Raw genomic sequence first — 24171 nt, 5'->3', positions numbered from 1 at the left:
TGACCTGGCCTCCTTTAAAAAATGGTTCCATCGCTAATGATTTGGATGGGAGGAGTTCCTTGTACTCGCTTCATTTTGGCAATGCGACGACCTGCCTCCCAGGTGCCTCCTTGTAGGATTTTGGCTAGGGGTAGGGAATAGCTATCCATATGTAGCTGTTTTCTGATTAGTACAGCAATTTCGTCGAGCAAAGAGACCGTTAATGCTCGCCATTCGACTATGGCTTCGGAGCCTGGATCTTGTGCTTGAAGTAAAAGATTTTTATTTTTTACCTGTAATAGTTCGCTATCAATGAGTAATCCCCCATTCCTATATTCGGGTAACCCCGTAAGCTGTTCTAAATCAGTTACTTTAATCCCTGCTTGCTCAAGTGGTTCAATGAGAGAGTAAGATAGCCATTGTGATAGTTTATGAAAAGGGACATATTCAGAGCCCGGGGTGTTTGTTTTCAATGCATTATGAATCCATACATCGCCTAAAGATACATCATGAAATGTTAATCGTACCGGCCATATGTCGCTAAAGGCATTTAGAACGGCTTGAAATAGTGTTGTTGCTGAAAGCGTGTTATGGGTATTTAACGAACTAACATAAGAATAAAAGTTCCCTAATCGGCCTTCGTTACCGAAATATTGAGACTTTTGTTGCAACGTAGCACCTAGACGATTGAGTAAGGCAACACGTCCTTTAACTCCTTCAAGAGGATTAGTTGGGGTGACTTGAAATCCTTGCAGTAAATCGTGTTCATTGAAGTTCAGTAAGCCTTGAGCATCAACGCATAGAGGATTTTTTGAGTCATGGCTAAAAGCACCACTTTGGTAGAGTGCTAAACTGGCAAGAGCCAGCCCTTCGGAACGGCTGTATTCTTTATTCGTTTCTTTATCAAAATAACGCCAAGATGAACCTGCTCCAGCATCCAGAAACACACTGATGATCACTAACTCATAAAGGATTTTCCCCAATTCATCAGACGAGAGCGATGATAGTTTATTTTGCATCGCGCTAATTCGAGCTACATTTCCCGCTTCAAAGTGTCGCCAACGACTATGGTAGGGAATATTAAAATCAGGATATTGTTCTTTAATTACATCAATAACAAAAGAGGCGGTGGATGTCATTTTTTCTAAATCGAGAGCAAAATGCTCCAATTGATCTTGTTTCGCCAGATCTAAAATACGGTGGGCTTGTAAGCGTATTGTTTTGGGATCACGTATTTGCGTTAACACTGAATCCACTGGTTGTTCTTCTTTATTCATTAAGACCCCGTCCTTTGGGTTTTGCCAACTCGTTGATATCCACAATCGCATCGGCACAATAGTAACCTGCAGCCATTTTAGCATCAATCTCAACTTGGGCATCCAAGGGGATAAGCTCATCAGGGATTTTAACTCGTTCTACGACATTGATTCCTGAACGTTGCAGCGACTCGAACTTCATATTGGACATGGATACAAAACGATGAATTTTAGTAATGCCTAGCCAGTGCAGTATGTCGGACATTAACTCTTGAAAGCGCATGTCTTGGACTCCGGCCACACATTCTGTCCTTTCAAAATATTTGGCAGCGGTGTCTCCTCCTTGCTGCCTTTTGCGTGCGTTATAGACTAGGAATTTTGTTACTTCACCTAAGGCTCTACCTTCCTTGCGGTTATAGACAATAAGGCCCGCACCGCCTTTTTGAGCGGACTCTATACATAATTCAATTCCATGAACAAGATAAGGTCTACAGGTACAAATATCGGAACCGAACACATCCGAACCATTGCATTCATCATGAATTCTACACGTTAATTCAACTTTAGGATCATGAATGGTAGTTACATCACCAAAAAAGTAAGCGGTTAAACCTCCTATGGGGGGTAAAAATACATCCAAATCAGTGCGTGTGACTAATTCAGGAAACATTCCTGCTGTTTGTTCAAATAGGGTACGTCTTAATAATGACTCTGAAACCTGGAAGCGTTCGGCAATGCCTGGCAAATACCAAACAGGTTCTATGGCTGCTTTAGTAACGACTACATCTCCATTTTCACTCAAGATTTTACCATCAGGCTTTAATCGACCTTTTTGCATGGCGGTATGCAATTCAGGAATATTTATATGTGCTCTGGTCACGGCTATAGTAGGCCGGATGTCATAACCAGCTTTGATTTCATTGGCGAAGACTTCAGCAGCAAGATGGCCCCACGGATCGAGGGAAATGATTTTTCCGGGTTCACTCCATTGATGATGAGGACCTATAGCGACAGGAGGGGTTGTGTTGGTTAGATCCGGGACGTGTTCTGGATCAAGTACTCCTGCAGCTACAGCAAGAGCACGATAGACAGAGTAGGAGCCAGAGTGAGTTCCTACTGCATTACGGTTTTTTATATTAGTAAGAGAAGCTATAACCGGCCCGCGCTCTTTAGGGTTTTCTGCATACCATTTGATTTTTAATGGTGCCGCGGTGTGGCTGGCAGGATGAGACGACAACACAATGTGTCCCTTATGTTTTTTCTTTAAATCATCTGGTGTCATAGTACTAATCCCTATAGTTTCAATGCACTAAATATGGCGCTTCTTGCTTTATCATAACAGAAGAGATTGTTGGGTAGAAGCAACTTACCATATGTGTTTTAAGTGGGAATGTGTTTTAAAAAACAGAACAAATTGAAAATAAATTGATTTGTTTGTCTATAATTTATTAAGTATAGTCGATTTTTTATACTAAATATTGTGATTTTGAGTGTTGATTAAATTTTTTGCACATAGCTGTCGAAGTGTTGTCGATTTAGTCTGTGATCCAACCTACGGTTGCTGGCTTGGAGTACGAAACCTTATTCAAAGGAAGATGGTAAAGGGCGTTGTATTAATAGGGTGTGATTAATGGTTAAGAGGGGTTTTTTAATAATTAGGATTGGGTTGTTCATTTAATGCCTAATAAGAGTGATTGGTTACTTAAATTCATAACATATGGTGTTGGCTGTATTACTGTATTTCTTGGTATGGCAGTAATAATTGGTTGGCACTGGCATCTTTTGTTTATTGTCCAAATAAGTCCTGATTGGATAGCAATGCAATACAATACCGCTATTTGTTTTATATTGGGCGGTTTATCACTTATAGCACTTAATACCTCGGCAATAAAAATAAGTCGAGTGCTTACTTTTTCGTTATTAATTTTATCGGGACTTACCGCATTACAATATTTTCTCAATCATGATTTGGGTCTAGATAGATTATTTATTAGGCTCTTTTTTACGACACTGGTGCACCATCCCGGTCGCATGGCTCTTAATACGTCTTTATCATTTTTATTTATTGGGCTAATTCTTTTGTGGTTTACTAATCCCTACGCAGTGAGCGAAAAAAAAGCCGAAGTAAGCATTAACTTAATAATTATTGGTTTTATTCTTATTCTACTAGTCAATTTGATCGCAGCATTTACTATGCATTATGGGATTCCCAATAGCATGAAAATGTCTTTCAGTACCCAATTAGGATTCTTTATCTTAAGTTTAGGTTTAATTTCATTGACTTATCAAAATAGAATGGGGGAAAAAAGAAGCTTTATTGCTCCCATATTAGTTATCTTTGTTTTTCTCGTGATCAGCTTATGTGGTTGGCAATCTCTAGTAAAAAGTCAGTATGATTATCTTAATAAACTATTGCAGTTAAAAACACAAAGTATCAGTGATTATCTGAGTGTTACGATGCAAGAACGCGCTTCTTCGTTTTTACGAATGAGTTATCGTTGGATGACTCAGAACAATACTCTTGAGAATGCATGGCGTGCCGATGCAACTCATTACATTAAGGATCAACCAGGATATGTCGCTATTGCCTGGGCAGATAAAGACTATATTGTTCGCTGGATAGTTCCTGAAACAGGTAATGAGCGGATGAAAGACTTTAATCTAATGCGGGATCCTAAGAGTCGATTAGTGATTGAAAAATCATTAGCTCAAAGACAACTACAGATGAGTCACTTAGTCAATTTCATAAAGGGAGATAGGGGGATTATGTTACTCAGTCCCCTATTCAAAAAGGAACAGTTCGACGGATTGATTATTGGAGCAATCAATACTCAAATTATGATGTCTCATTTACTCCATAGCTCGTTGATGAATGATTATGAATTGAAAATTTATTCGGATGGACAGTTACTTTATGACTCAGAAAATAAGGACTTCGATTTACATAAAAATTGGACGAAACGAATGGAGTTACTTTTGTTAGGCCAAACTTGGCAAATTGAACTATGGCCCTCTGATCAATTGTTGCAGCAAATTATGGGCTCTTGGTTACCATTAGGGACTTTGCTCGTAGGAATTTTTATTGCCTTACTAGCAGGACTCCTCATTCGAGTGCTGCAACAGGTGAGAGATCACTCCGCTAAACTCAATGATATTAGTTTTGAGTTGGCAGATACTAATGAGCGATTAAATGGGATTTTGGAAGGTTCCACTGATTTAATTGCAGCCATGGATTTAAACTACAATTTCATTGCTTTTAATAATGCGTATAAAGAAGAAATCTATAAATTGTTGAAAGTGAATTTACAAAAAGGGATGAATTTTAGCGTTTTAATGGAGAAAATGACTCCTGAAAATCGAGAGAAATCATTTTCACTATGGCAAAAGGCACTTCAGGGGCAGCCTTTTACGGTTATAGAATCATTTGATGATAAACGGTTTAGTGACCTTGATTTTGAAATTCATTTTAATCCCATTTGTAATGCACGAGGGGAATTGGTAGGAGCCAGTCATACCACCACTAATATTTTCTATCGATTACAAAATGAAAAGAGATTAAGGGCATCGAAAAAAGAACTAGAGCAAATGGTTCTAAATTTAGAAAAGCTAAATAGAGAGTTGGGTTTTCTGGAAGAGTTGATGAGTGTATTACAATCCAGTGATTCTCGAGATGAGATGATTCGACCCATATCTACATTTATCAAAATGATTTTATCGCCTACTTCTGGCGTTATTTATTTTATTGATAGTGACAATGGCAATATGCTTAAAGAAACCTACTGTTGGGGAAGTCCCATTTCTCACCAAACTGAAATCATGAAATCAGATTGCTGGGCTTTATTACGTGGCAAAATGCACCAAGTCGCTCGTAATGAAAAATTAGTTGTTTGTGAACATGTAGGGGCTGATCTGGAACAGATAGCGGTTTGCATTTGTCACCCCTTGTATGCTCAGGGACTCATGTTTGGTTTGATTTATATGGAAATAGATGTAGAAGAAGAGTCCTTGAGCAATCGGTTAATTTATTTATTCCAAATTTTAGCCGAACAAATTAGTCTAACCCTTTATAATATTAATTTAAGAGAAGAATTAAGATTACAAATAACTCATGATGCCTTAACAGGGTTATACAATAGACGTTTTTTCGAAGAGTATTTGGAAAAAGAACTTCTTACAGCAGAGCGTACTTCCTCCTCCTTTTCTATAGTGCTAGTTGATATAGATCATTTTAAACGAATTAATGATAAGTATGGCCATGTTGTTGGGGATAAAGTGCTGCAATCAGTTGGTCTTGAATTACATAATCAATGCCGAAAAAGTGATGTTATTTGCAGATGGCAAGGAAAAGAATTTTTACTCTTTTTGCGTGAATCATCTCTTGATGATGCTGCTTCAAAAGCTGAATTGATGCGTCAGTCTATAGAAAACCTGATTATAGAAACTGATGGTGAGCGTATGGCAGAAATTACCATTTCTATTGGGATTGCTGTTTATCCCCTTGATGGTAAAGATTTAGATGATTTGATCATCCATATTAACGAGGCACTTTATATGGCTAAAAAGCAGGGAGGAAATAGGGTGAGTATTTGCGGCGAAAAGGCCAAAAAGAGAAAGAGAGGGGGAGCTTAATTGAACCGAGCTTGGAATCCCATTATGATGAAGTCTATTATTTAGGGAACGCGTTATAATGACCACTTTAATTATTTGTTTGCTTATTGCTATTATTTTACCTTATTTAGTCAAATTACCTGTCGGGCATGCGATGCAGAAAGCCAGGGGAGGCTACGATAACAAGCATCCACGATTACAACAGGCTAGCTTACAGGGATTTGGAGCTAGAGCCGTTGCGGCGCATCAAAATTGCTTTGAATCATTGACCGTATTTTCAACCGCTGTTTTAACTGCGTTGGTAACCAATCATGTTTCCTTAGCCATTCAGGTTTTGGCAGTTATTTATATTGTTTCGCGCTTTACTTATGTCTTTTTATACTTAATGAATTTGGCTGCTTTAAGATCAACAGTTTGGTTTATTGGGACAATTTGTTGTATTGCAATCATGTCCTTATGTCTTTCTTAGCATAGGGTTACATGACTATTACGGTCATTCAGCGCGCAGCGAAGGATCTCCTGTAAAACGCATTGTGCCATATTCAGGAGATCGTTCGTCGCAAGCACCTCGGATGACAGTATAGGTTGGCCTCTCTTGGCTCAACCTACAATTATTTCTATTTCCAGGGCGTTAGTTGGGTTGAAAAAGGGGATAGGCTAAAGAGTTTCTGTTCCTCTTCTTCTTCAGCTTGCTTAGAAAGTACATCCACCCCTTGAGCTACTTCATTTTTTGTTACAGGCTTGTCTTTATTAGATGGTTTGGGTTCCATAGATAAAGGGGATGGTGCAAAATTTTTAGTTTTGGAGTTATCGTTTTGTGCCTGTAGTTCCGGACGAGGGGTGGGTACTAAATTATTTGCTAGTCGCTGGATAAACGCATCATATAAATCTAATTTCGGTAAATTAATGCTCAGCGACCGTATGTTGCCTTTCTCATCTTGGATTATGTTGACACAATCGTCAGATAAGTGATTTTGCTCTTTGAATTCATTGAACTCTTTAAGGATAGCATTCATGAATTTTTTTAATTCATTTCTTTGCTCTTTGGATAAGGAATTTGGATCACATTGTAGGCTAAGGGTTAGCGTCCTCGATTTACGGTCGTTATTAATGACTAATAGACCTGTAGCAACTAACTCTGCAATTACTTCCGGATTGAACTTTTGCTCTTCTGTTTTAGATAGGGAGTCAAGTTCTTGGGCACTGTATTCTTCTTCTCCTTCTCCTATTATGAATTCCATCTCTGCATCAATAGTATGATGTGCCTCATGGGTTAGCGATTTCTCTTCACTAAGAGCTGCTTTTTCCTCTGATTTGTCAGCACTTCCACTACCACCACCGCCACCACCGCCTCCTCCATGGCCAGAACAGCGACGAACTGGAGCAATTTCTTTAAAGCAAACTCGGCAGCGTGTTCTAGCTGTTTCAGCAGCAGTCTCTTTTTTTTCTGTTTCTTTGTTTAATTCTTGCAGAGTTAGAGCTGTTGAGGTTTTTGGTTTTTCTGCTGTAGCCGTTTCAGTTCCAGTCGTTTCTTTGTTTAATTCTTGCAGCGTTAGAGCCGTTGACGTTTTAGGCTTTTCTGTAGGGTGTGGCGAAGATAAGGCCTGATGTTTGTCTTTGCGCATAGTGAATTTCCACATATAATTTAATATAGATTGATACAAAAGTGCTCCCATTATAAGGGGATATTAATCTTGCTAAAAAAATTAGGAAAAGATTTACAATAAAATTACAAAAAGATGACAAATGGGTAATAGAGTCAGTTTAGGCTAATTGGTTTATTAAATAACAAGTCCATTTGTTTTTTTATCTCATGTTAAGGGCAAGTATTAGATAATTTAGTTGCATCAGGCCATGCTCACTAGTAATGATTGATTGTCTTTATCTCTTTGTGTATAATTTTTGAATTATTTTTGCTTTGTGAGATAATGGGCGATGCCTAAATTAAATAAAATTCTGCAAACAATAGATGACGAATTTGAAAAAGAGAAAGAAAAAAGATTATTTGGTATTTCTGTTAAAGCTACTGATACCAGACAATTACAGATTGCGAAACTACAAGAATTACCTCACAAAAAACAAGCGGAAATCTGCGCACAATTTGCCATTCTTTATAATGAATATCAGAATTTTCCTAGTACGAGAGATAAGCAAACGTATAAAAAATTACTAGGAACGTTGGAGTGGATAATAAATACTCAAGGAACTTTTCTTTACGTGACAATGAAATCATATGAGGAACATCTTGAGAAGACGAAGCCTGTTCATAAAGAAGATGATGCCTATAAAATATGGGATGAAAAAAGAGGTTTGATGGAAAAAGCTATCTCAACTTTGTTGAAATACCAGGAGGATGTGCGCAAGGAATGTGATGAGACCGGAGAAGCATTCAACAATCTTATCGCAATGGAGAAATCCTTTGCCAATGGTAAAAAAGCATTAGAATCTAAGTACATTCAAATGTATTCCTCTAAAATGGAGCTTTTGAAACAAGCTCATAACCAGAATGTGCCAAAAGAAGCAGATGATGAATTAATGAAGCAATTAGATACACTCTTTTTCGAGGAGTACAATGAGCGGTTTTTAGCAAGAGAGCTAGAGCTAACGGATCTGCGTTTGAGTATTGAAGATAGGAAGAAAAATCAGGATAAATTTGCGCTTGAGACATTGCTTACTGCTATCCAAAATACTTTGCTCTTGTTTACGAGCAAACCTAATAGCGATGATTCTCGAACAGGTCTTGAGATTCTAGAACAAGATAAAGATGGATGGTTTGCTAAACTTATTATTGACTTTGTTAATTTTTTCAGAACAATTGGTGCCCAAAGTCCTGAACATGCAGAAGCGATTAGAAGAGATACTCAATGGCAGTTTTGGAAACAACCAAGACATCAAGTGCTTTCTGCAGTTAACCAGAGTGTTTTGCATAAGTCAGAACAATCTACCGTACAAGACGATTCAATATCACTGAATTTATCTAGGTAACATGCACTTGGATAGACAGTTGCGGGCGCCAGAGGCGCCTCGACGATTATGGATTTACCTCGGATTTTATTAACTCACGCAGTTCTTGGGTTGTTTGCATGGAGCAAAATTTGGGCCCGCACATAGAGCAAAAATGAGCTACTTTTGCACTTTCTTGAGGTAGCGATTCATCATGATAGGTGCGTGCGGTATGCGGATCTAGTGAGAGATTAAACTGATCTTCCCAGCGAAATTCAAAACGTGCCTTGGATAGTGCGTCATCATGGGCTCGGGCAGCCGGATGCCCTTTGGCGAGATCAGCGGCATGGGCAGCAATTTTATAAGCGATTAATCCTTGCTTCACATCTTCTTTATTCGGCAGGCCTAAATGTTCTTTGGGAGTCACATAGCAGAGCAGTGCAACCCCATACCATCCCATCATGGCCGCACCAATGGCGCTGGTAATATGGTCATAACCCGGCGCAATATCTGTGACTAGCGGGCCTAAGGTATAAAAGGGCGCCTCATGACAATAATGCAATTGTTTTTCCATATTCTCCTGCAATAAATGTATAGGGACATGGCCAGGACCTTCTATCATGACCTGCACATCATGCTGCCAAGCTTGCTGTGTCAGCTCTCCTAATGTACGTAACTCCGCGAATTGAGCTGCATCATTTGCATCGGCAATACAACCGGGTCTTAATCCATCACCAAGAGAAAAGCTTACGTCGTAAGCACTCATAATCTCGCACAGTTCTTGAAAGTGAGTATAGAGAAAGTTTTCTTGATGATGAGCTAGGCACCACTTGGCCATAATAGCACCGCCGCGAGAAACAATTCCTGTGACTCTCTTCGCTGTTAATTGAATGTAGGACAACAGAACGCCCGCATGAATAGTAAAATAATCGACTCCTTGTTCGGCCTGCTCAATTAAGGTATCACGGAATAAGTCCCAACTTAACTCCTCTGCTATGCCATTAACCTTTTCCAATGCTTGATACAGAGGCACCGTACCTATCGGAACAGGAGAGTTACGTATTATAAAGTCACGTGTGGTATGGATGTTTTTACCGGTAGACAAATCCATTACGGTATCTGCTCCATAATGGATGGCGTGAAGCAGTTTTTCCACTTCATCTTCTACAGAAGAGCAAACGGGAGAATTGCCGATATTCGCGTTAACTTTGACTAAAAAATTGCGTCCTATGATCATGGGTTCCAGTTCGGGATGATTAATATTGGCTGGGATAATGGCCCTACCTTGGGCTATTTCATTACGGACAAATTCTGCTGTAATTAAAGAGTTTCCCTGTCTGTTTTGATTTTCCCTTATTGCCGCAAATTCCATTTCGGGAGTGATGATCCCTTTTTTAGCATAATGCAGCTGTGTGACATTAAAGCCTTTCTTTGCTTTTTGGGGTTGGCGCTGTAGCTGGGAAGCTTGTTGAGCTATTGTCTCTTGTTCTTTCGCATTGAGAGTTACTGATTTGGAGGAAGAGCACTCTGTATCTTGTCTTAAATTAATCCATTGGGAACGTATGTCAGGTAATCCTAGGGTAATGGTTGCTGAATATTGAGGATCTGTATAAGAGCCCGAAGTATCGTAAAGACATAAAGTGCTGGAGTCACTTAACGACATTTCCCTCATGGGAACGTGTAAGTGAGAATGAATAGTACCTGGAATGTAGATCTTTCTTGAGCCAGAATATGAGAAATGAAATTGATTTTTAGTATGCATGTAGGACTCCTATGATGGAAAAATTACAGGGGCCGAGTAAGGAATAAAAATCAATAAATGTCTGAGTTAGATGCAATAAAACTTTTATCGCTTTCATACCCAATAGAATAATTTCACATTCCCTACGCAGGCATTAACCTGTTCAGGTTCAAAGGGACTATCTCAACCTTGCGGTACCCCTAGTGAACAATCTAGGGAATTAAATCACAAATTTATTAGATTAGCGAAAGATATTTCTCAGCAAATTTTATAGCTCTTTTCCCTTAAGGAGCGGGGATTTCTTTATTTATGGTGCCACAATAGAGATGTAAGACGTTATATGCGGAGTTTTTATGCGAAATGCCGCTAATAATCAGATATTGTTAATATTTTGTTAAGAATGAGTCCTTACAATTTGTCGTGACAATATTTTAAAAAAGAGGGTTTCTATTATGGCTAGAGAAAAAGGAGAGCATACTAACGTTAATGGAACTAATAACACAACAGATTCAAAACCAAATACTTATTTTGGTTATACTCCAACTCAAATTAAAGGCACTGCATGGGATTGTGCAAATCTTGCTACGGTGACTTTTCTAACCAGCACAAGTATTGCTGCATTGCAGAGTCCATTTAAGGCATGGATTCTCAATCTCTCTAAAGATGGTTCATTTTCATCTGCTTATAAGGGTGGAGTTTTTGGTTTTGTGCGAGCAGCTTATTCTGGCTATACAGCTTCTTTATCAAGCTCTGCAATCAGAAGCGCTTATGTTACTGGAGCAAAAAATAATAGACCTGTTGAGCTCATGACTGAAGGCATGGCTAAAGAAGAAAACCTAGTTGTTAAAGACGAGGGGCTAAAAAAAGCACTTTTCAGAGCTAAAATGGGCTATGTCACGGTTGCTGCATTGGGCGAGATTTTTGTAACTCAGATTCCTGAATCCTTATCTTTATTGAGAAAAATACCAAGACTTCTTCCTCCGAATTTTAAATGGTATACACTAAATAATGCGTATCAGCTCATGTCTGGTGGTTTTATGGCAAGATATTTGTCTGGTGTAGTGAGTTTTACTTCTCTGTGTATTATTGAAGATCAAATCGCAGAAGCCTTACCTATAAAAGATAAGAAAACAAAGCATTTTATGGCTGGGGCATTAAGTGGAGCAATAGCTGCTACTTGTTCGTACCCTTTTGCTGCCTTTAAAGATTATACCTTGGTGCGTGCAACTGTTAATAATGGTAAATTAGTTAACAAAAAAGCTACTAGCATCATAGTTGATATGACAAAACAGTTTTGGACTAGTCCTAAAGAGGTAGCTAACTCTGTTGTAATCCACGCTTTAAAGCAATTGCCTTTGCGTATCGCATTAGTCGCCGGAATCTTTGGTACAGTAGGATTCGTTAACGAAACCTGTGGTCCAGCACCTTTAGACGAAGTTATCCCTGAGCGTTTTCGACCCTCCTCAACAAGAAATCAGAATTGTTTTTTTAGCAACTCTTCGTCGTCGGTAGTAATTGAAGAAGTCGAGCCAACTAAAGAAGAGGCTGTAGAACAACGTCAAACTGGTCCGAAATAGACGACTCATCTCTTTTTATGACTTAGAGTTTTTTGTTCCAGGAGAAGAAGGGACGTTACTGTGTAGCATCATAAGAAGGTGTTTTTTTGTGTCAATTAATGTACAATCGCCGCTGTTATCTGGATGCCGTGCAGCGGTTGATGTGTCTAAATTTATTTAAGGACCTCGTGATGTTTCGTTTTTTTTATAAGCCTGCTAAGGAGGTTCTGAAGGATACAGGTGTAGTATTAGCTTCTACTGCAATAGGGGGCGGTATCTATACTTTGGGACAGATGACATATAATTTTAGTGCCAATCAGCTCAGTTTTTTTAATGATTATCTTGGAAACTCTTCTATAAAAAGCCGTCAACAGACATCTGACAAGCGATTAGAAAAATCGCTATCCAATACCTTATAAGTTATAATGACTTTATTACATGAACGATTATCGGCCAACTTATTTTGTTGGGCTGGACTACGTAGCAGCAATCTTCCTATTACTTCGAAATACAATATTCCATCGGTTCGTCTATTTGTGTTATTTTAAGAAATAAATTTTTATTTCTTTATTTAATGTAAAAACAGATATTTATGAAAAAATTTATAAACTTGTAATATACTTTAAAACAAATAACTCCATCTATAAGGTGCTTATTATGAACATGAAACAATACATTGTATCGCTTTCTTTAGTTACCCTAGTAAGTACTTCATCCTTTGCTACCACCCAGGAGGGAGAAGAGGCCTATAATCAGAAACATTATGAAAAAGCATTTATTCTCCTTTCTCCTGAGGCTGATAAAGGTGATGCCAAGGCGCAATATTTATTAGGTAAAATGTATTATAACGCGCAAGGCGTGGCCTATAGTGCAGAAAAAACGGAACAGTTATTACTTGCTGCCGCTAATAAAGGAAATGTTGATGCTCAAGTACTGTTAGCCGCATTTTATTGGTATCTTAAAACGCCTGAAGGGTATAACAAAGCCTTTTCCTGGTATCAAAAAGCAGCCAATCAAAATAATCCTGATGGAGAGTATGGTCTAGGTTACATGTATGATACAGGTACTGGAATCCCGCAAAATAGTGAAACAGCTTTGATTTGGTATAAGAAAGCAGCAGCTCAAGGCAACTCCAATGCCGCATTAGCTATTGGCTATGATTATGATAATGGAGTTGGCGTGAAAAAAGATCCGGCGGTGGCTGTAGAATGGTATACCAAAGGTGCTGAGCTAGGTAATGCTAGTGCGCAATATAATCTTGGTCTTATGTACGAGCAGGGCGAAGGAGTGACTGCAGACGTCAATAAAGCGTCACAATATTTTGAAAAAGCTGCAGAGCAGGGACATGCCAAGGCGCAAGTGGAGTTAGGGTATTTATATGATTCAGGGAAGTTAGGTAAAACAGATCTACAGAAAGCAGCCTATTGGTATCAAAAAAGCGCCGATTTAGGTAATCCTACTGCTCAATACAACATAGGAGATATGTACTTCTATGGTGATGGGGTTGGTAAAAACTTGGAGCAGTCTGTCATGTGGATACGCAAGTCAGCAGAACAAGGCTATAGTAAAGCGCAGAATCAATTAGGCGTCTATTATCGAGATGGAATCGGGGTAAATGTGAGTCCAGTTGAGTCTTATGCCTGGTTTTTTGCCGCGAAGAGTCATGGTTTTGATAAAGCAAGCAATAATCTGAGTGAACTTGAGAAAAACATGAGTGTTGATGACATTACCAAGGGTAAAACACTCGGTCAAAAATATGTGGAGCAATATAAAGCAAAAACTGAGTAAGTTTAGCGTTCCAATGATCCTTAAGCTATCAATCGGTTCTGTAGCTAATAATGACGTAAGAGATTTCATGAGGGACAAAGTATGCTTGCATCACCAACTGAACTCTATTATTTCAATGAGGTTTGTCATACCTTAAATTTTTCACGCGCTTCAGAACGATTAGGCATCAGTCAGCCTTCATTAAGTCAGGCAATAAAACGTTTAGAAACATTTATAGGGACACCGTATTTAATGCGGGTAACTTTGCCATACGTGTTCTCTCATAAAATGGTAGCCAACGAGGCGGACTGTTATTCAGTTAAGTCAATCTTTAGCCTAATAGACAGTCCGGAGAAACAAATTAACTATGTCTGCCGCGACAACATTTGCAATGAACAATTCCCTTAGCTAGTTTGGCATGCATAATTTTTTCTATAAGTAATTTTTTCATCTTCTTCTCCCTTTTGTTTTAATGACCTAGAGAGTTTAAGTAAATGAGAATCATTCAACCATAAGGGAGCTCCTATGGCGGCTATAGTTTTTTTTTATACTTAGGGATTAGCCGGTGGATATGCTTTTAAAACAGCAGGGCGTGGGGCATTAGTGCCGGTATTTGTATTGGCATTAGTTTCGAAATGGAGCGATTTATCAATCCGGAATGTTGAGTTAGAGTTTGTTGATAGATAAGGGAAATTAAGCAGAAAGAGGGAGATAACAAAAAATAAGGACGCCCCGATATTGCCTATGCGAATCCAGCTAACTTCCTTATTTTCTGGTAACAAGGCGGTGAGCGCATACGTGAAACTAAACAAAAGGAGCAGCAGTAAGCAAATAATAATATTAATATTCAATGATGTTTCTTTCATTATTTTATAAATTAATAATACAGTCAGCAGTAATAAAACAATGCGATACACGCGAAAGGAGTTATTGAGCCAAGTAGGTGTTTCTTTATCAGTAGTTCCATCCTGAAAATAAGCATTAAAAAATAAAACTCCTAAGATGGTTAAAGGCAATAATACTATTAGTGGATTAATGTAATCGGGTTGGTTAGAGAATGAGTGTACTAAGAAGAGAATAAAGTAAATGCAGCTAATTAGCGCTAAAAAAGGGAAAAGGAAGTACATCATTTTGAGCAGTAAAAAACGCAGATTGTAGATAAGCTCAAGATTTTGTTGGCCAACTCCTATACCTATAAAAAACAGAGTAATTCCGCAAATTAAACGAAAATGAATGTTATCAAAATATAAATTCCATAGATAAAGATTACCTATGGTTTTAAAAATAAATGCAGCGAGCATAATAAGAAGATGTGCTATTGCTGAAAAAATACTGGCTACTACTAATAAGAGAACAGTATTCCACACCGCTGCAAACAAAGTGCTGTAGCTCACTTGCCACGTATTGTCATGATGATAGGCATAATGAAAGCAGTGTCCTATATAAACAAATAGTGGAAATGCTGCTAAAAAAGTTAACCAGCGAATAGAGTCAGAGAGGGAGTGAAAGTTATTTACTCCTAGAATTGGCAAGGATAAAAATAGTGCAGCAATAAAGCTGGAACCTATTAAGCGTACTCTATTTTCTTCATTATAACTAAGTGCGTATAAATAGCAGAAAAGACCAATAAGCGAATAATAAAATAATACGGTATTTTGATGACGTACTAACTGATCAAGAACAATGCCCAAGACCAATCCTAGCAGAGCAAAAATACAAATATCTTTTTTAAAGGCCATGATTATTTCCCAAGGTGATATAAAATGATAATAGTAGATTTTCGCCCATTTAGCGTAATTTAAAATCATCATCAGGATGAGTGGTTTTATCGTTATGGATTCTCTTTGGCTCCATTATTTTTCAACATAATTGACAATATTGATACATGATGGTTGATTATTTTCTCATATGATGTAAAAATATACTCCTTTTGTAGCCAAGGGAACCACCTTATGAAGTGTTTCAAGATATTGTCCATTTTTAACGGCTTACTTTTATCCAGTAATGTAGCAGCAAGTACTTTGCCGACGACTCTATTTAGTCCTTATGTTGATCTGACACTCAGTACTCATTGGGATCCGCAAACTCAAGATATGGAGCCTATGGATCTGGTTACTCCTGCTCAGACCCAAGAAATAAAATCCTATCATTTAGCGTTTATTACTGATAGTGGTAATTGCCAGCCAGCTTGGGGTGGACAAGAAAACTACAGCATCGCAAGGCAGTGGGGAAAACGGCAGACTGATTTATTAGCAAAGAATGGTGTACAACTTACAGTATCCTTTGGTGGGGCAAGTAATAATGATATTTCTCATTATTGCGATGTTAACCAGTTAGTAGATACCTTTAATAAGGTTATTGATATTTATCATGCCGATACTTTGGATTTTGATATTGAAAATGGCACAGCCAATGTTCCTAAATTAATTCAAGCATTGCAGGTAGTGCAACAACAAAATAAAAAAATTAAACTAAGCTTTACTCTTCCTGTGATGCCTGAAGGCTTAACTTGGGACGGGAAAGAAGTTGTGACGAATGCGAGTAAGGCTGGGCTGAATTTTAATGTAAATATTATGGCTATGGATTATGGTCCAGCCTACACTGGTGATATGGGAGAGTATGCAATTCAGGCAGCAACGAATTTGCAACAGTTCTTACAAGAAATTTATCCTGATAAAAAACCTCTAGACCTATGGAAATTGGTCGAAGTGACCCCCATGATTGGCGTTAATGATGTGAACGTAGAACAGTTTACTTTAAACAATGCCGATCAATTAAAGCAATTTGCTGAAAAAAATCAATTAGGCGGATTATCGTTGTGGTCTTTAACCCGAGATAAGCCTTGTGCTGATAAATGGGCTAGTCCAGTGTGTAGTGGCAATAATTTACAAACTAAAGAGTATGAGTTTGTAATGCACTTGCGGTGATTGGTCTAAACATCGGTATCCATAGCCGAGCCATGAGCTAGCAAAGCCCTTTTCCTGCAGCGACACATCATGGATCCCGCGGTCGAGGCCGCGGGATTCGAAATATCTTAACTTAATGGCAGTGGTGCGCCGCCTCTTTTCGCACCCCATCCTCCTCAGTCAGTAGGTCGGACAACCAATTGCCCAATGGCACTACCTTAATAAAAGGAAGAAAAAATCGTAGCCCGTATTAGTGCAGCATAATACGGGAATACCCTAGCTCAGTGCACTGAAATCCCGGATTACGCTGCGCTCATCCAGGCTACAAAAACTTAAGGTAGCGCCATTGGACAACCAATTACCCGACAAAACCTCCTTGCCAAAGCACTTATCTGAAAATCACTGTACTGTGGGAAATCACGTGATATTTCACTCAGGTGAATGTCGTATACCACACTAGACCTCTTTTGAGACTCTGTTGTTTCCGTGAATTGCTTCATCGATACGGCGGGCTTCAAAAGAAGTCTAATGTCGGGCAATAAAAGTAAATAATTTTTACTTAATGTATGTATTAAAAAATGAAGTGGCGCTATTTTATTAGATTGGGAAATCCCATTAAGTACTTTGTGAATCAAGGATTTTTATGCTAACTAAAAGAGAACGTTTTGCCAGATGGCGTGGTACCAAGGCGGACGGTGAACAAGGCCATATTAATTCAGCGCTCCTGATTAGTGATTATGTTCGCTCAGTTAAGCATTTAGATACTATTAAAATGGATTTTTCTAGTTGTGAATCAAAAACCTATAAAGCATTTGATGCTTATGAACAACGTCCTTTTGGCGTTTTATTATATTGCAAGCTTAAAATTGAAGAAGCTATAGAGCAATTACCTGATGCAGCAAAGACTGAAAGGTTATTGCTGACAGAACTAGGGCGTATCTTTGAAGGAATTTATGACGACCCCGCGAGTAATGCATCACAAAAATTTAATAATTTCGTGAATACCATAAAGCAATTGCTTGCGATAAATCCTGGATCAATGGCCGATAAGCCATTGTTGGTATCGTTATATCTCGATCTTTATATCCTATTAAATGTTATTAGTCTTGGCATTAGTGAATTGAATTGGCTCCAAAAATTGGCCGTCAGTGCGGTTCTCGATATAGAGTCAGGCATGAAAGAAATTACTTTACTGCGGCGAATGACAGAGGCTAAAACAAAGCAGTTAAATAAATTAATGGAAACACCTATAACTTGTAGTTTTACTGCAACACCAGATGTAAATGCACATTCCACTAGCAATAAAATAAGCCTCAAACACCGTTCATTGCCTCAATCTTCAAAAGTGGTCAGCGAATTAAAGGACAATTTGCCTGCGGTAAAAAAAACAATACAAGATTATTTTAATCAAGATTTCTTAAGATTAATAAACATGAAGGGGGCTGAAGAGTATGTTCTTTCTTTATTAGAAGAGAAAATAAATGAAGTAAAAGAGGCTATTAATCGCTTAATTATTAAAAGAAATAAAAAGGAAGAGATAAGATTAAAAATAGAAAGAATACGCGCTTTACTTCATCTCATCGAAGAAAATGATAAAAAAGAGAGTGACAAGCATTCTTTTATTGAGTTAATCAACTCACATGTGGATTGGTTTCATGTCCTTGTAGAAAGCTCTAATAAAATAAAGAGAGAAAAATTAGTTGAAAAAGTAATGCAGCTTAATGTGCCTGATCTCTATTCGGGACTTTCCTCCCCAGTACTTTATGGTATGGGAAGAATAACTTCATTGCTGAGTGTGGTGTATCGTTCCTACACGCCACAAACAGTGCAGGATACACTTGATGCAAAAATACCTAATGCAGAAAGAGATTGTAAGCGTCAATTAAAAGACTTAGCTCAAGAGACCCTTGCTACTTTGAACCATGAATGTTCTGTTATAGACAAAGATATTGCTAAATTAAATTATCAATTATCTGATGAGCGTACTGAATTAGAGGAGCTAATAGCTCATGAAACTACCGCTAATTTGGTTGAGTTAGCTAAAGCTAACGCTGCGGTAAAAGTCGCACTTCATGAATACAGACGGATTTCAAATTTTTTGTTAGGTGTAGTGTGGCATTTTCATGTTACACGAGAGTCTTCCAGTATTTTAGATCAATTTATTCAAGAACATGATGGCTTTTGGGTTAGACTTTCTAATTTTCTTGCACAAATTTTCTCTTTTTTTAAATCAGATACGGCAACTATGATTGATCAGGCTTATGAAATGAAAAAACATTTAGCACGTTTTGAGTCAGAGTATCAGGCTGAATTCGTGAAAGAAATGGCGACGATAGAGAACAATCCGGATATTGATCAAACCTTAAAAATTAATTTGCGCAAGAAAATTGCATTTGAAATGAGAAGGAAAACAAACATTATTCCTTATACTACTCCTAATAAGGACGTCGTGCGTTATTTGACGAAGAGCTTAGAAAAGCTATATGAAATTGGTCGAGGAACTGAATTACCAGAAGAAAATGAACCCGTTATTGATGACTCTGCGTTGCTTTTTTTGAATTAAATCATTAACCTAGAAAAAGCTGTTGTAACTTCTTAATAAGTACGGGAGATCCCCAGTTATTGCACCGTGCTTGGATTCGGAGATCCCTCACGTCGTTCGGGATGACCTTTTTTCCGGGGTTATTGAGACGTTACAAGCCGTTGAGTCCTGCTGTTACCACTATTAAGTTAAGAAGTAATGTACTATGAACTAATCAGGGAGAGTTAGTCTATTGTGAATATTTTAATTGCAGGAGCATCCGGGCTAATTGGACAGGAGTTGATTCATGGTATGTATCACGAACATCAGTTCACTGTTCTAGGCCGACATAAAGATTCATTACGTCAAGTTTTTCATAATGGAATTATTTCAGTATCTTGGGATGAACTAAATACTTTAGATGCAAAACAGTTTGATGCGGTAATTAATTTGTGTGGTGTTAATATAGCTGCAGCTCGTTGGAGTCCTAAAGTTAAAGATGAAATTATTAATTCACGCACTAAAACCACCCGCACTTTAGTACAATGGATTCTGCAACAAAAAGCTAAACCACATATTTATTGTGCTAATGCAGTTGGTATTTACGGACTTCAGGAGCTCAACGATAGCACTGTACTAGATGAATACTCTGTAATTGATTACTCTCACCCAAAAGACTTTTTAAGTGAGGTAGGTATTCGCTGGCAACAACCTTTAAAAGAAGCCGAAGATGCTGGTCTTGCAGTAACAACCACTCATTTTGGTGTGGTATTAAAAAAAGGAATGGGGTTTTTAGGTAAACTATATCCCAGTTTTATATGTGGATTAGGAAGTGTTATTGGCGATGGTCGTCAAATATTATCTTGGGTGCATAGCGAAGATCTGGTGAGTGCATACCGATTTTTACTGGAACATCCTAATGTGGTTGGTGCAGTGAATATTACTTCTCCTAATCCATGTACTCAAAAAGAATTCGCTAAAGCCTTTGCTCAATCCCTCCACAGACCATTATTATTAAAAACCCCTGCTTTTATAATTCGTTCATTGTTTGGTGAAATGGGAGAGTGCCTTATTAATAGAGGACAAAGAGTGGTTCCTAAACGTCTTTTAGAAGCAGGTTTTTCCTTTAAATGGGCCGATATTCATAAAGCTTTAGAGCATTGTGAATGATTACTGATCAGATCAGGGGGCAACTTAAGAAGTAGGTTAGGCCATTCTGCCCAAAAAATTGTTTACAAATCTTAACGTTGGGTCAAAACGACCCATAGCCATCAAGCTAAGAACGAAATATCCTTCTAAGGCCCTCTTCCTAACCCTCTCCCGCGATTGAGTATTAGGTTCTAATCAAAATCCCTTTCGCGGGCGAGGGGATTTTTCGTGCCATCTGAATATTATTCTGTCTCTGTATTCCCTCTCCATCGAGGGAGAGGGGTAGGGGGAAATTTACCTCATTTCCTCCTTAGCTTGATGGTTATGGGGCGTTTTGACCCAACCTACTAAATTGTAACGTGGGGTTTTGTGGTTTACATTATTAGCGAGCTTTATGGGCTTGTAACCAATATTGTTTTAGTTTTGTTGGCGACATTACAGAATCATCTTCAATCGCGGCGGCCATGATGTTTGAATGTCCAGTTTCATAAAGACACATCATAGTGCCATGATATTGGGTAGGGACACCTGGAGCATTCATAATATTCAAAATTTCATTGGCTGTTTCTAAAGCATTTTCAGACGAATTACCTTCTATAGGAGCAAGAAAAAAACCATAGGTATTAGGAGTATTGTACTTGCTGATCTGGTAAGTAAGATACATGTCAGCGCCTATTGGCTCAGCATTACTTAGGCCTACGGATTTAATATCATTAATATCAGGACATGTGATTTGTGAATTAGCAAAAGCAGAACCAGCAAGAATTAAAGCACCAGCTAAAGTGGCTAATTTGGATTTTAACATCATGTTACCTACTCCTAATTATTTATTGAAAAACCGAGAAAAGAGTATCACTTGACCCCAAGATTTACAACTGATGAATAAGAAGGAACGATAGAGTTAAATTGAAGCATTTGACGGGATAATGTTAGTTTTCGATATAAAAAACAGTCTCTTGTTTTTTATATCGAATTCACCTTACTGAGGAGGACTATTAGAAATAATAGGGGTTATTGATACCTGAATATTTATTATTTTCCATTGCCCATTTTCTTTAATTAATTGATAGGATATAGGTATTTTTGCCCCATCTTTTCCAGTTAAGATACCGCTCACATACCCATTATTACCTACCATTCGTCGCGTAGGAAAATTAGCTCCGGTGTTATTGAACAAAACAGGATAGGAATAAACAAAGTTTTTGAACGCATTAATAGAGTTATTTTTCTGATAGCTTTGGGTAGTATAAGAATAAGCTTGTTCCATTTGACCTTTTTGTAAAGCAGTTAATTGATTATTAACTATAGTTACTAAGCCTGAGCTTGAATAGTTTACAAACAATGCAATGGCAGCAAAGAATAGAGCAACCCAGAGCATGACAGAACCCATGACGATGAGGGTTTCTTTCACCGGGGTTATGTTATGGATCAACTCCAATTCATTTTCATTTTTATCTGAAAATTTGTTTCTAGCAATAGATGTAAGATCGATAACTACCCATACGCCCATTAATCCACCGGTACATAACATGAGCAGTCCAGTCCAATATTTGCCTACATAAAAACGATGGGCTCCCAACATTCCCATAAAAATACAAAGAAGCAGCGCTGTTGTTCCCGATTTTTTACGACTGATGGGGACTGGCTTTGGAGAGCCATGAATGGTTTTTGAGTGAATGGTCTCTGCTTTTGTTTTCGTACCACAACTGGGGCAAAATCGAGCCTCAGGTTCAAGTTTATTGCCACAATGTGTACAAAAAATTGTCTCGTTCATGTTTATTCCTTTACCGATACTAAATTAACTTTACAACGCTTTTTTAGTGCTCTTTGCTCTTATTAATAATGCATTAAATATACAATCACAAGAAATTATTACATGATATTTTAAAAAGTAAATTATGGAGGACTGAATGACGGTTGATTCGTTACTTGCAAAAAGGGTTGTTGATGAATCGTTTGTAACATCAGTTTGAGTTGTTGCGCATACATTGTAGGCTCGTATCCTCCTTCTAGCCCCCAATAAATTCCTGCAATATGTTCTTGGTTGGCATTATATAAATTTAAAATGGACTCAAAAAAATAGCTGATATCTCCATTGCTAAAACGAGAAATACTAGCCTCATATTGTGCCATCATTTTACTATTTACTAATTTACCACATGGGGCCGTTTCTTCTTGGTGAGAATCCCAGCCTGTAGGCAATACAAGAAAGATTTGCGTGTTTTGTTCTTTTGCATGAGCAATATTCTCTTTAATTTTTGCTAAGGCAAAGAGAAGTGCGGGATGTGCTGAAACTTTATCTCGTTGGGTTAGACTTAAGTCTACTGCATAATAGTCAAAATTATTCTGACCCCAGTGCATTATTTTTTTACCAACATTGACTCCTTCGGTATCGAATTCCTGAGCTATGTAATCGTGATCGTGGTGTGGATAGACTCGCGAGTCAAAAATATCGATATGACATACTGCGGTGTCAGAGGCAGATATACGCAAAATATCGCATAAGCCATTATCTCTATTCACATCAGTTCCCACGATGACGAATTTGAGAGGGGCTTCATGCGTCATTTCTATATGCTTCATGAGTACAGCCGTTTTATTAATAATACAAAATCCAGATCCTTGTTCACTATATGCATGGTGTGTAGGCAAACCAAAAGAAAAATACACTTTTGCCGGATTTAATAAAGTGGTTGCAAGGTCTTTTATTAGAATTTCAAAAGTATTGGGCTTGATCACTATATCGGAGTTTAATGTTTTTGCCCCAGTATGTAGTGCATCAATAGAATAGGAAATTAATTTTTTTAAATATTGTTTAGGATGAACGGCAAGCAGTGCTTTAAGGATAACATCATCTTCTGGAATTTGATTAAATAATTCAAATGCTTGTTTCTTTTTACCCATATTAATGGCAGTAAATAGGTTTGTCCATGTAACATCCAGCTCACTATCTTCTGTTGTTATTACTGGAAGATTAGTATGTTGCGCACGATCATCTTCTATCACTGCACACATGTGGGTTAATCGCAACGCTTGATCTTCTTCTCCACCGGCTGGCATGAAGGTCATTTTTTCTAAATGTTCTTTTGCAGGGATCTGAATGAAACATTCTTCTGGCACTATTTCTACTTTTTGAGATTGGGCTAAATGCATTTCTGTAACCATCTTGAGTATTTTTTTTGTTTCTTTTTGTAGTTTTTCAGGTATTTCTTCAAATTCATGTGAACTAACCAATTCATTGCCATGATCAACATAGGTTGCCAACTTAGGACTTTGTTTTAACTCCAATAAATCATGCTTTTTTATGTCTCTGATGAAAGAGCGAACTTCACTGGCAAATGAGACTTGTCTTTGTTCCTTAAAACGAGCTGATTTTTTTTTATCAAAAAACGTTCCTTTCATTTCTTGTTCCTAGCGATATTAGTCCATTATCAGACCAGTTTATCTATTATATTAAGTCTAGGCTATAGCTGAAATAATGTAGAAATAAAGCCATATTCTGCTAAAAAATTATGAGGGCATTTTTTCCCTACGTACCGCGACTTGTTAGCGGCATCGATGTAATCTAGAGAACTTAAGTGATATTATAGATATTGAATCCAATCCTGGTTTAGAGGGAAATAAGATGCGATCATTTAATCTAAAACAGTGGGATACCACAAATAAGCCGTGGAACGTAGGTGAAAATCGGACAAATTGTCAACTCGTCCTAAAAGAGTTCCTATTAAATCGTACAAATCAGTTT

At 37.9% G+C, this 24171-nt stretch carries 18 protein-coding genes and 1 riboswitch; of the genes, 10 read left to right on the top strand and 8 right to left on the bottom strand.

The features are described 5' to 3' along the window. Positions 1-14: 14 nt before the first annotated feature. Positions 15-1256 (bottom strand): URC4/urg3 family protein, encoded by a 1242-nt coding sequence (locus LFA_RS14170; RefSeq protein WP_045096756.1) that lies wholly within the window; start codon positions 1254-1256, stop codon positions 15-17. Beyond that, a complete protein-coding gene (locus LFA_RS14165; RefSeq protein WP_045096755.1) occupies positions 1249-2517 on the bottom strand; it encodes a GTP cyclohydrolase II in 1269 nt (422 codons plus the stop codon). Before LFA_RS14165 ends, LFA_RS14170 begins: the two co-directional genes overlap by 8 nt. Positions 2518-2912: 395 nt before the next feature. Here LFA_RS14165 and LFA_RS14160 point away from each other — a divergent pair, with 395 nt between their 5' ends. Both LFA_RS14160 and LFA_RS14155 read left to right on the top strand, forming a co-directional pair. Further along, positions 2913-5864: a sensor domain-containing diguanylate cyclase gene (locus LFA_RS14160; RefSeq protein ID WP_045096754.1), complete on the top strand. Its 2952-nt coding sequence runs from the start codon at positions 2913-2915 to the stop codon at positions 5862-5864. Between the two features lie 58 nt (positions 5865-5922). Continuing rightward, the gene (locus LFA_RS14155; protein WP_045096753.1) at positions 5923-6312 is read left to right on the top strand and encodes an MAPEG family protein; all 390 of its coding nucleotides are present in this window, start codon (positions 5923-5925) and stop codon (positions 6310-6312) included. A gap of 148 nt (positions 6313-6460) precedes the next feature. Here the strand turns inward: LFA_RS14155 and LFA_RS14150 are convergent, their stop codons facing one another. Beyond that, entirely contained in the window at positions 6461-7468 is a 1008-nt protein-coding gene (locus LFA_RS14150; protein WP_045096752.1) for a hypothetical protein, read from the bottom strand. Between the two features lie 310 nt (positions 7469-7778). Here LFA_RS14150 and LFA_RS14145 point away from each other — a divergent pair, with 310 nt between their 5' ends. Further along, positions 7779-8828, top strand: a complete 1050-nt coding sequence (locus LFA_RS14145; RefSeq protein WP_045096751.1) for a hypothetical protein — start codon at positions 7779-7781, stop codon at positions 8826-8828. A gap of 46 nt (positions 8829-8874) precedes the next feature. Here LFA_RS14145 and thiC read toward each other — a convergent pair whose 3' ends face one another. Then, positions 8875-10548: a phosphomethylpyrimidine synthase ThiC gene (gene thiC / locus LFA_RS14140; RefSeq protein ID WP_045096750.1), complete on the bottom strand. Its 1674-nt coding sequence runs from the start codon at positions 10546-10548 to the stop codon at positions 8875-8877. Positions 10549-10649: 101 nt separating this feature from the next. Next, positions 10650-10739, bottom strand: a riboswitch (TPP riboswitch). A 240-nt stretch (positions 10740-10979) separates the two neighbouring features. Here thiC and LFA_RS14135 point away from each other — a divergent pair. The 4 genes from LFA_RS14135 (at position 10980) to LFA_RS19590 (ending at position 14258) form a co-directional block, all read left to right on the top strand. Next, entirely contained in the window at positions 10980-12104 is a 1125-nt protein-coding gene (locus tag LFA_RS14135; RefSeq protein WP_052673983.1) for a hypothetical protein, read from the top strand. Positions 12105-12274: 170 nt separating this feature from the next. Beyond that, positions 12275-12502, top strand: a complete 228-nt coding sequence (locus LFA_RS14130) for a hypothetical protein (protein ID WP_045096749.1) — start codon at positions 12275-12277, stop codon at positions 12500-12502. A gap of 238 nt (positions 12503-12740) precedes the next feature. After that, positions 12741-13871: a tetratricopeptide repeat protein gene (locus LFA_RS14125; protein ID WP_045096748.1), complete on the top strand. Its 1131-nt coding sequence runs from the start codon at positions 12741-12743 to the stop codon at positions 13869-13871. An 81-nt stretch (positions 13872-13952) separates the two neighbouring features. Beyond that, on the top strand, positions 13953-14258 hold the full coding sequence (locus tag LFA_RS19590) for a helix-turn-helix domain-containing protein (RefSeq protein ID WP_084602198.1): 306 nt from the start codon (positions 13953-13955) through the stop codon (positions 14256-14258). 143 nt (positions 14259-14401) lie between these two features. Here the strand turns inward: LFA_RS19590 and LFA_RS14120 are convergent, their stop codons facing one another. Further along, on the bottom strand, positions 14402-15589 hold the full coding sequence (locus LFA_RS14120) for a hypothetical protein (protein WP_197541191.1): 1188 nt from the start codon (positions 15587-15589) through the stop codon (positions 14402-14404). 213 nt (positions 15590-15802) lie between these two features. Between LFA_RS14120 and LFA_RS14115 the strand changes: the two genes are divergently transcribed. The 3 genes from LFA_RS14115 to LFA_RS14105 all read left to right on the top strand — a co-directional run bounded on the left by LFA_RS14115 (position 15803) and on the right by LFA_RS14105 (position 20447). Beyond that, the gene (locus LFA_RS14115; protein ID WP_045096747.1) at positions 15803-16777 is read left to right on the top strand and encodes a chitinase; all 975 of its coding nucleotides are present in this window, start codon (positions 15803-15805) and stop codon (positions 16775-16777) included. Positions 16778-17399: 622 nt separating this feature from the next. Then, a complete protein-coding gene (locus tag LFA_RS14110; RefSeq protein ID WP_045096746.1) occupies positions 17400-19319 on the top strand; it encodes a hypothetical protein in 1920 nt (639 codons plus the stop codon). Positions 19320-19532: 213 nt separating this feature from the next. Further along, positions 19533-20447: a TIGR01777 family oxidoreductase gene (locus LFA_RS14105; protein WP_045096745.1), complete on the top strand. Its 915-nt coding sequence runs from the start codon at positions 19533-19535 to the stop codon at positions 20445-20447. Positions 20448-20808: 361 nt separating this feature from the next. On the opposite strand, the gene LFA_RS14100 is transcribed toward LFA_RS14105, so the two are convergent. The 3 genes from LFA_RS14100 to LFA_RS14090 form a co-directional block, all read right to left on the bottom strand. Next, complete coding sequence (locus tag LFA_RS14100) at positions 20809-21234, bottom strand: DUF4949 domain-containing protein (RefSeq protein ID WP_045096744.1); 426 nt, start codon at positions 21232-21234, stop codon at positions 20809-20811. Between the two features lie 171 nt (positions 21235-21405). Continuing rightward, positions 21406-22200, bottom strand: a complete 795-nt coding sequence (locus LFA_RS20080; protein ID WP_052673982.1) for a DUF4864 domain-containing protein — start codon at positions 22198-22200, stop codon at positions 21406-21408. A 122-nt stretch (positions 22201-22322) separates the two neighbouring features. Beyond that, a complete protein-coding gene (locus tag LFA_RS14090) occupies positions 22323-23828 on the bottom strand; it encodes an arginase family protein (protein ID WP_052673981.1) in 1506 nt (501 codons plus the stop codon). Positions 23829-24171: the final 343 nt, after the last annotated feature.

It is taken from the genome of Legionella fallonii LLAP-10 (genome assembly GCF_000953135.1).
Lineage (GTDB): Bacteria > Pseudomonadota > Gammaproteobacteria > Legionellales > Legionellaceae > Legionella > Legionella fallonii.
The sequence above is the reverse complement of the archived record's forward strand: the minus strand, read 5'-3'. Positions and strand labels throughout refer to the sequence as shown.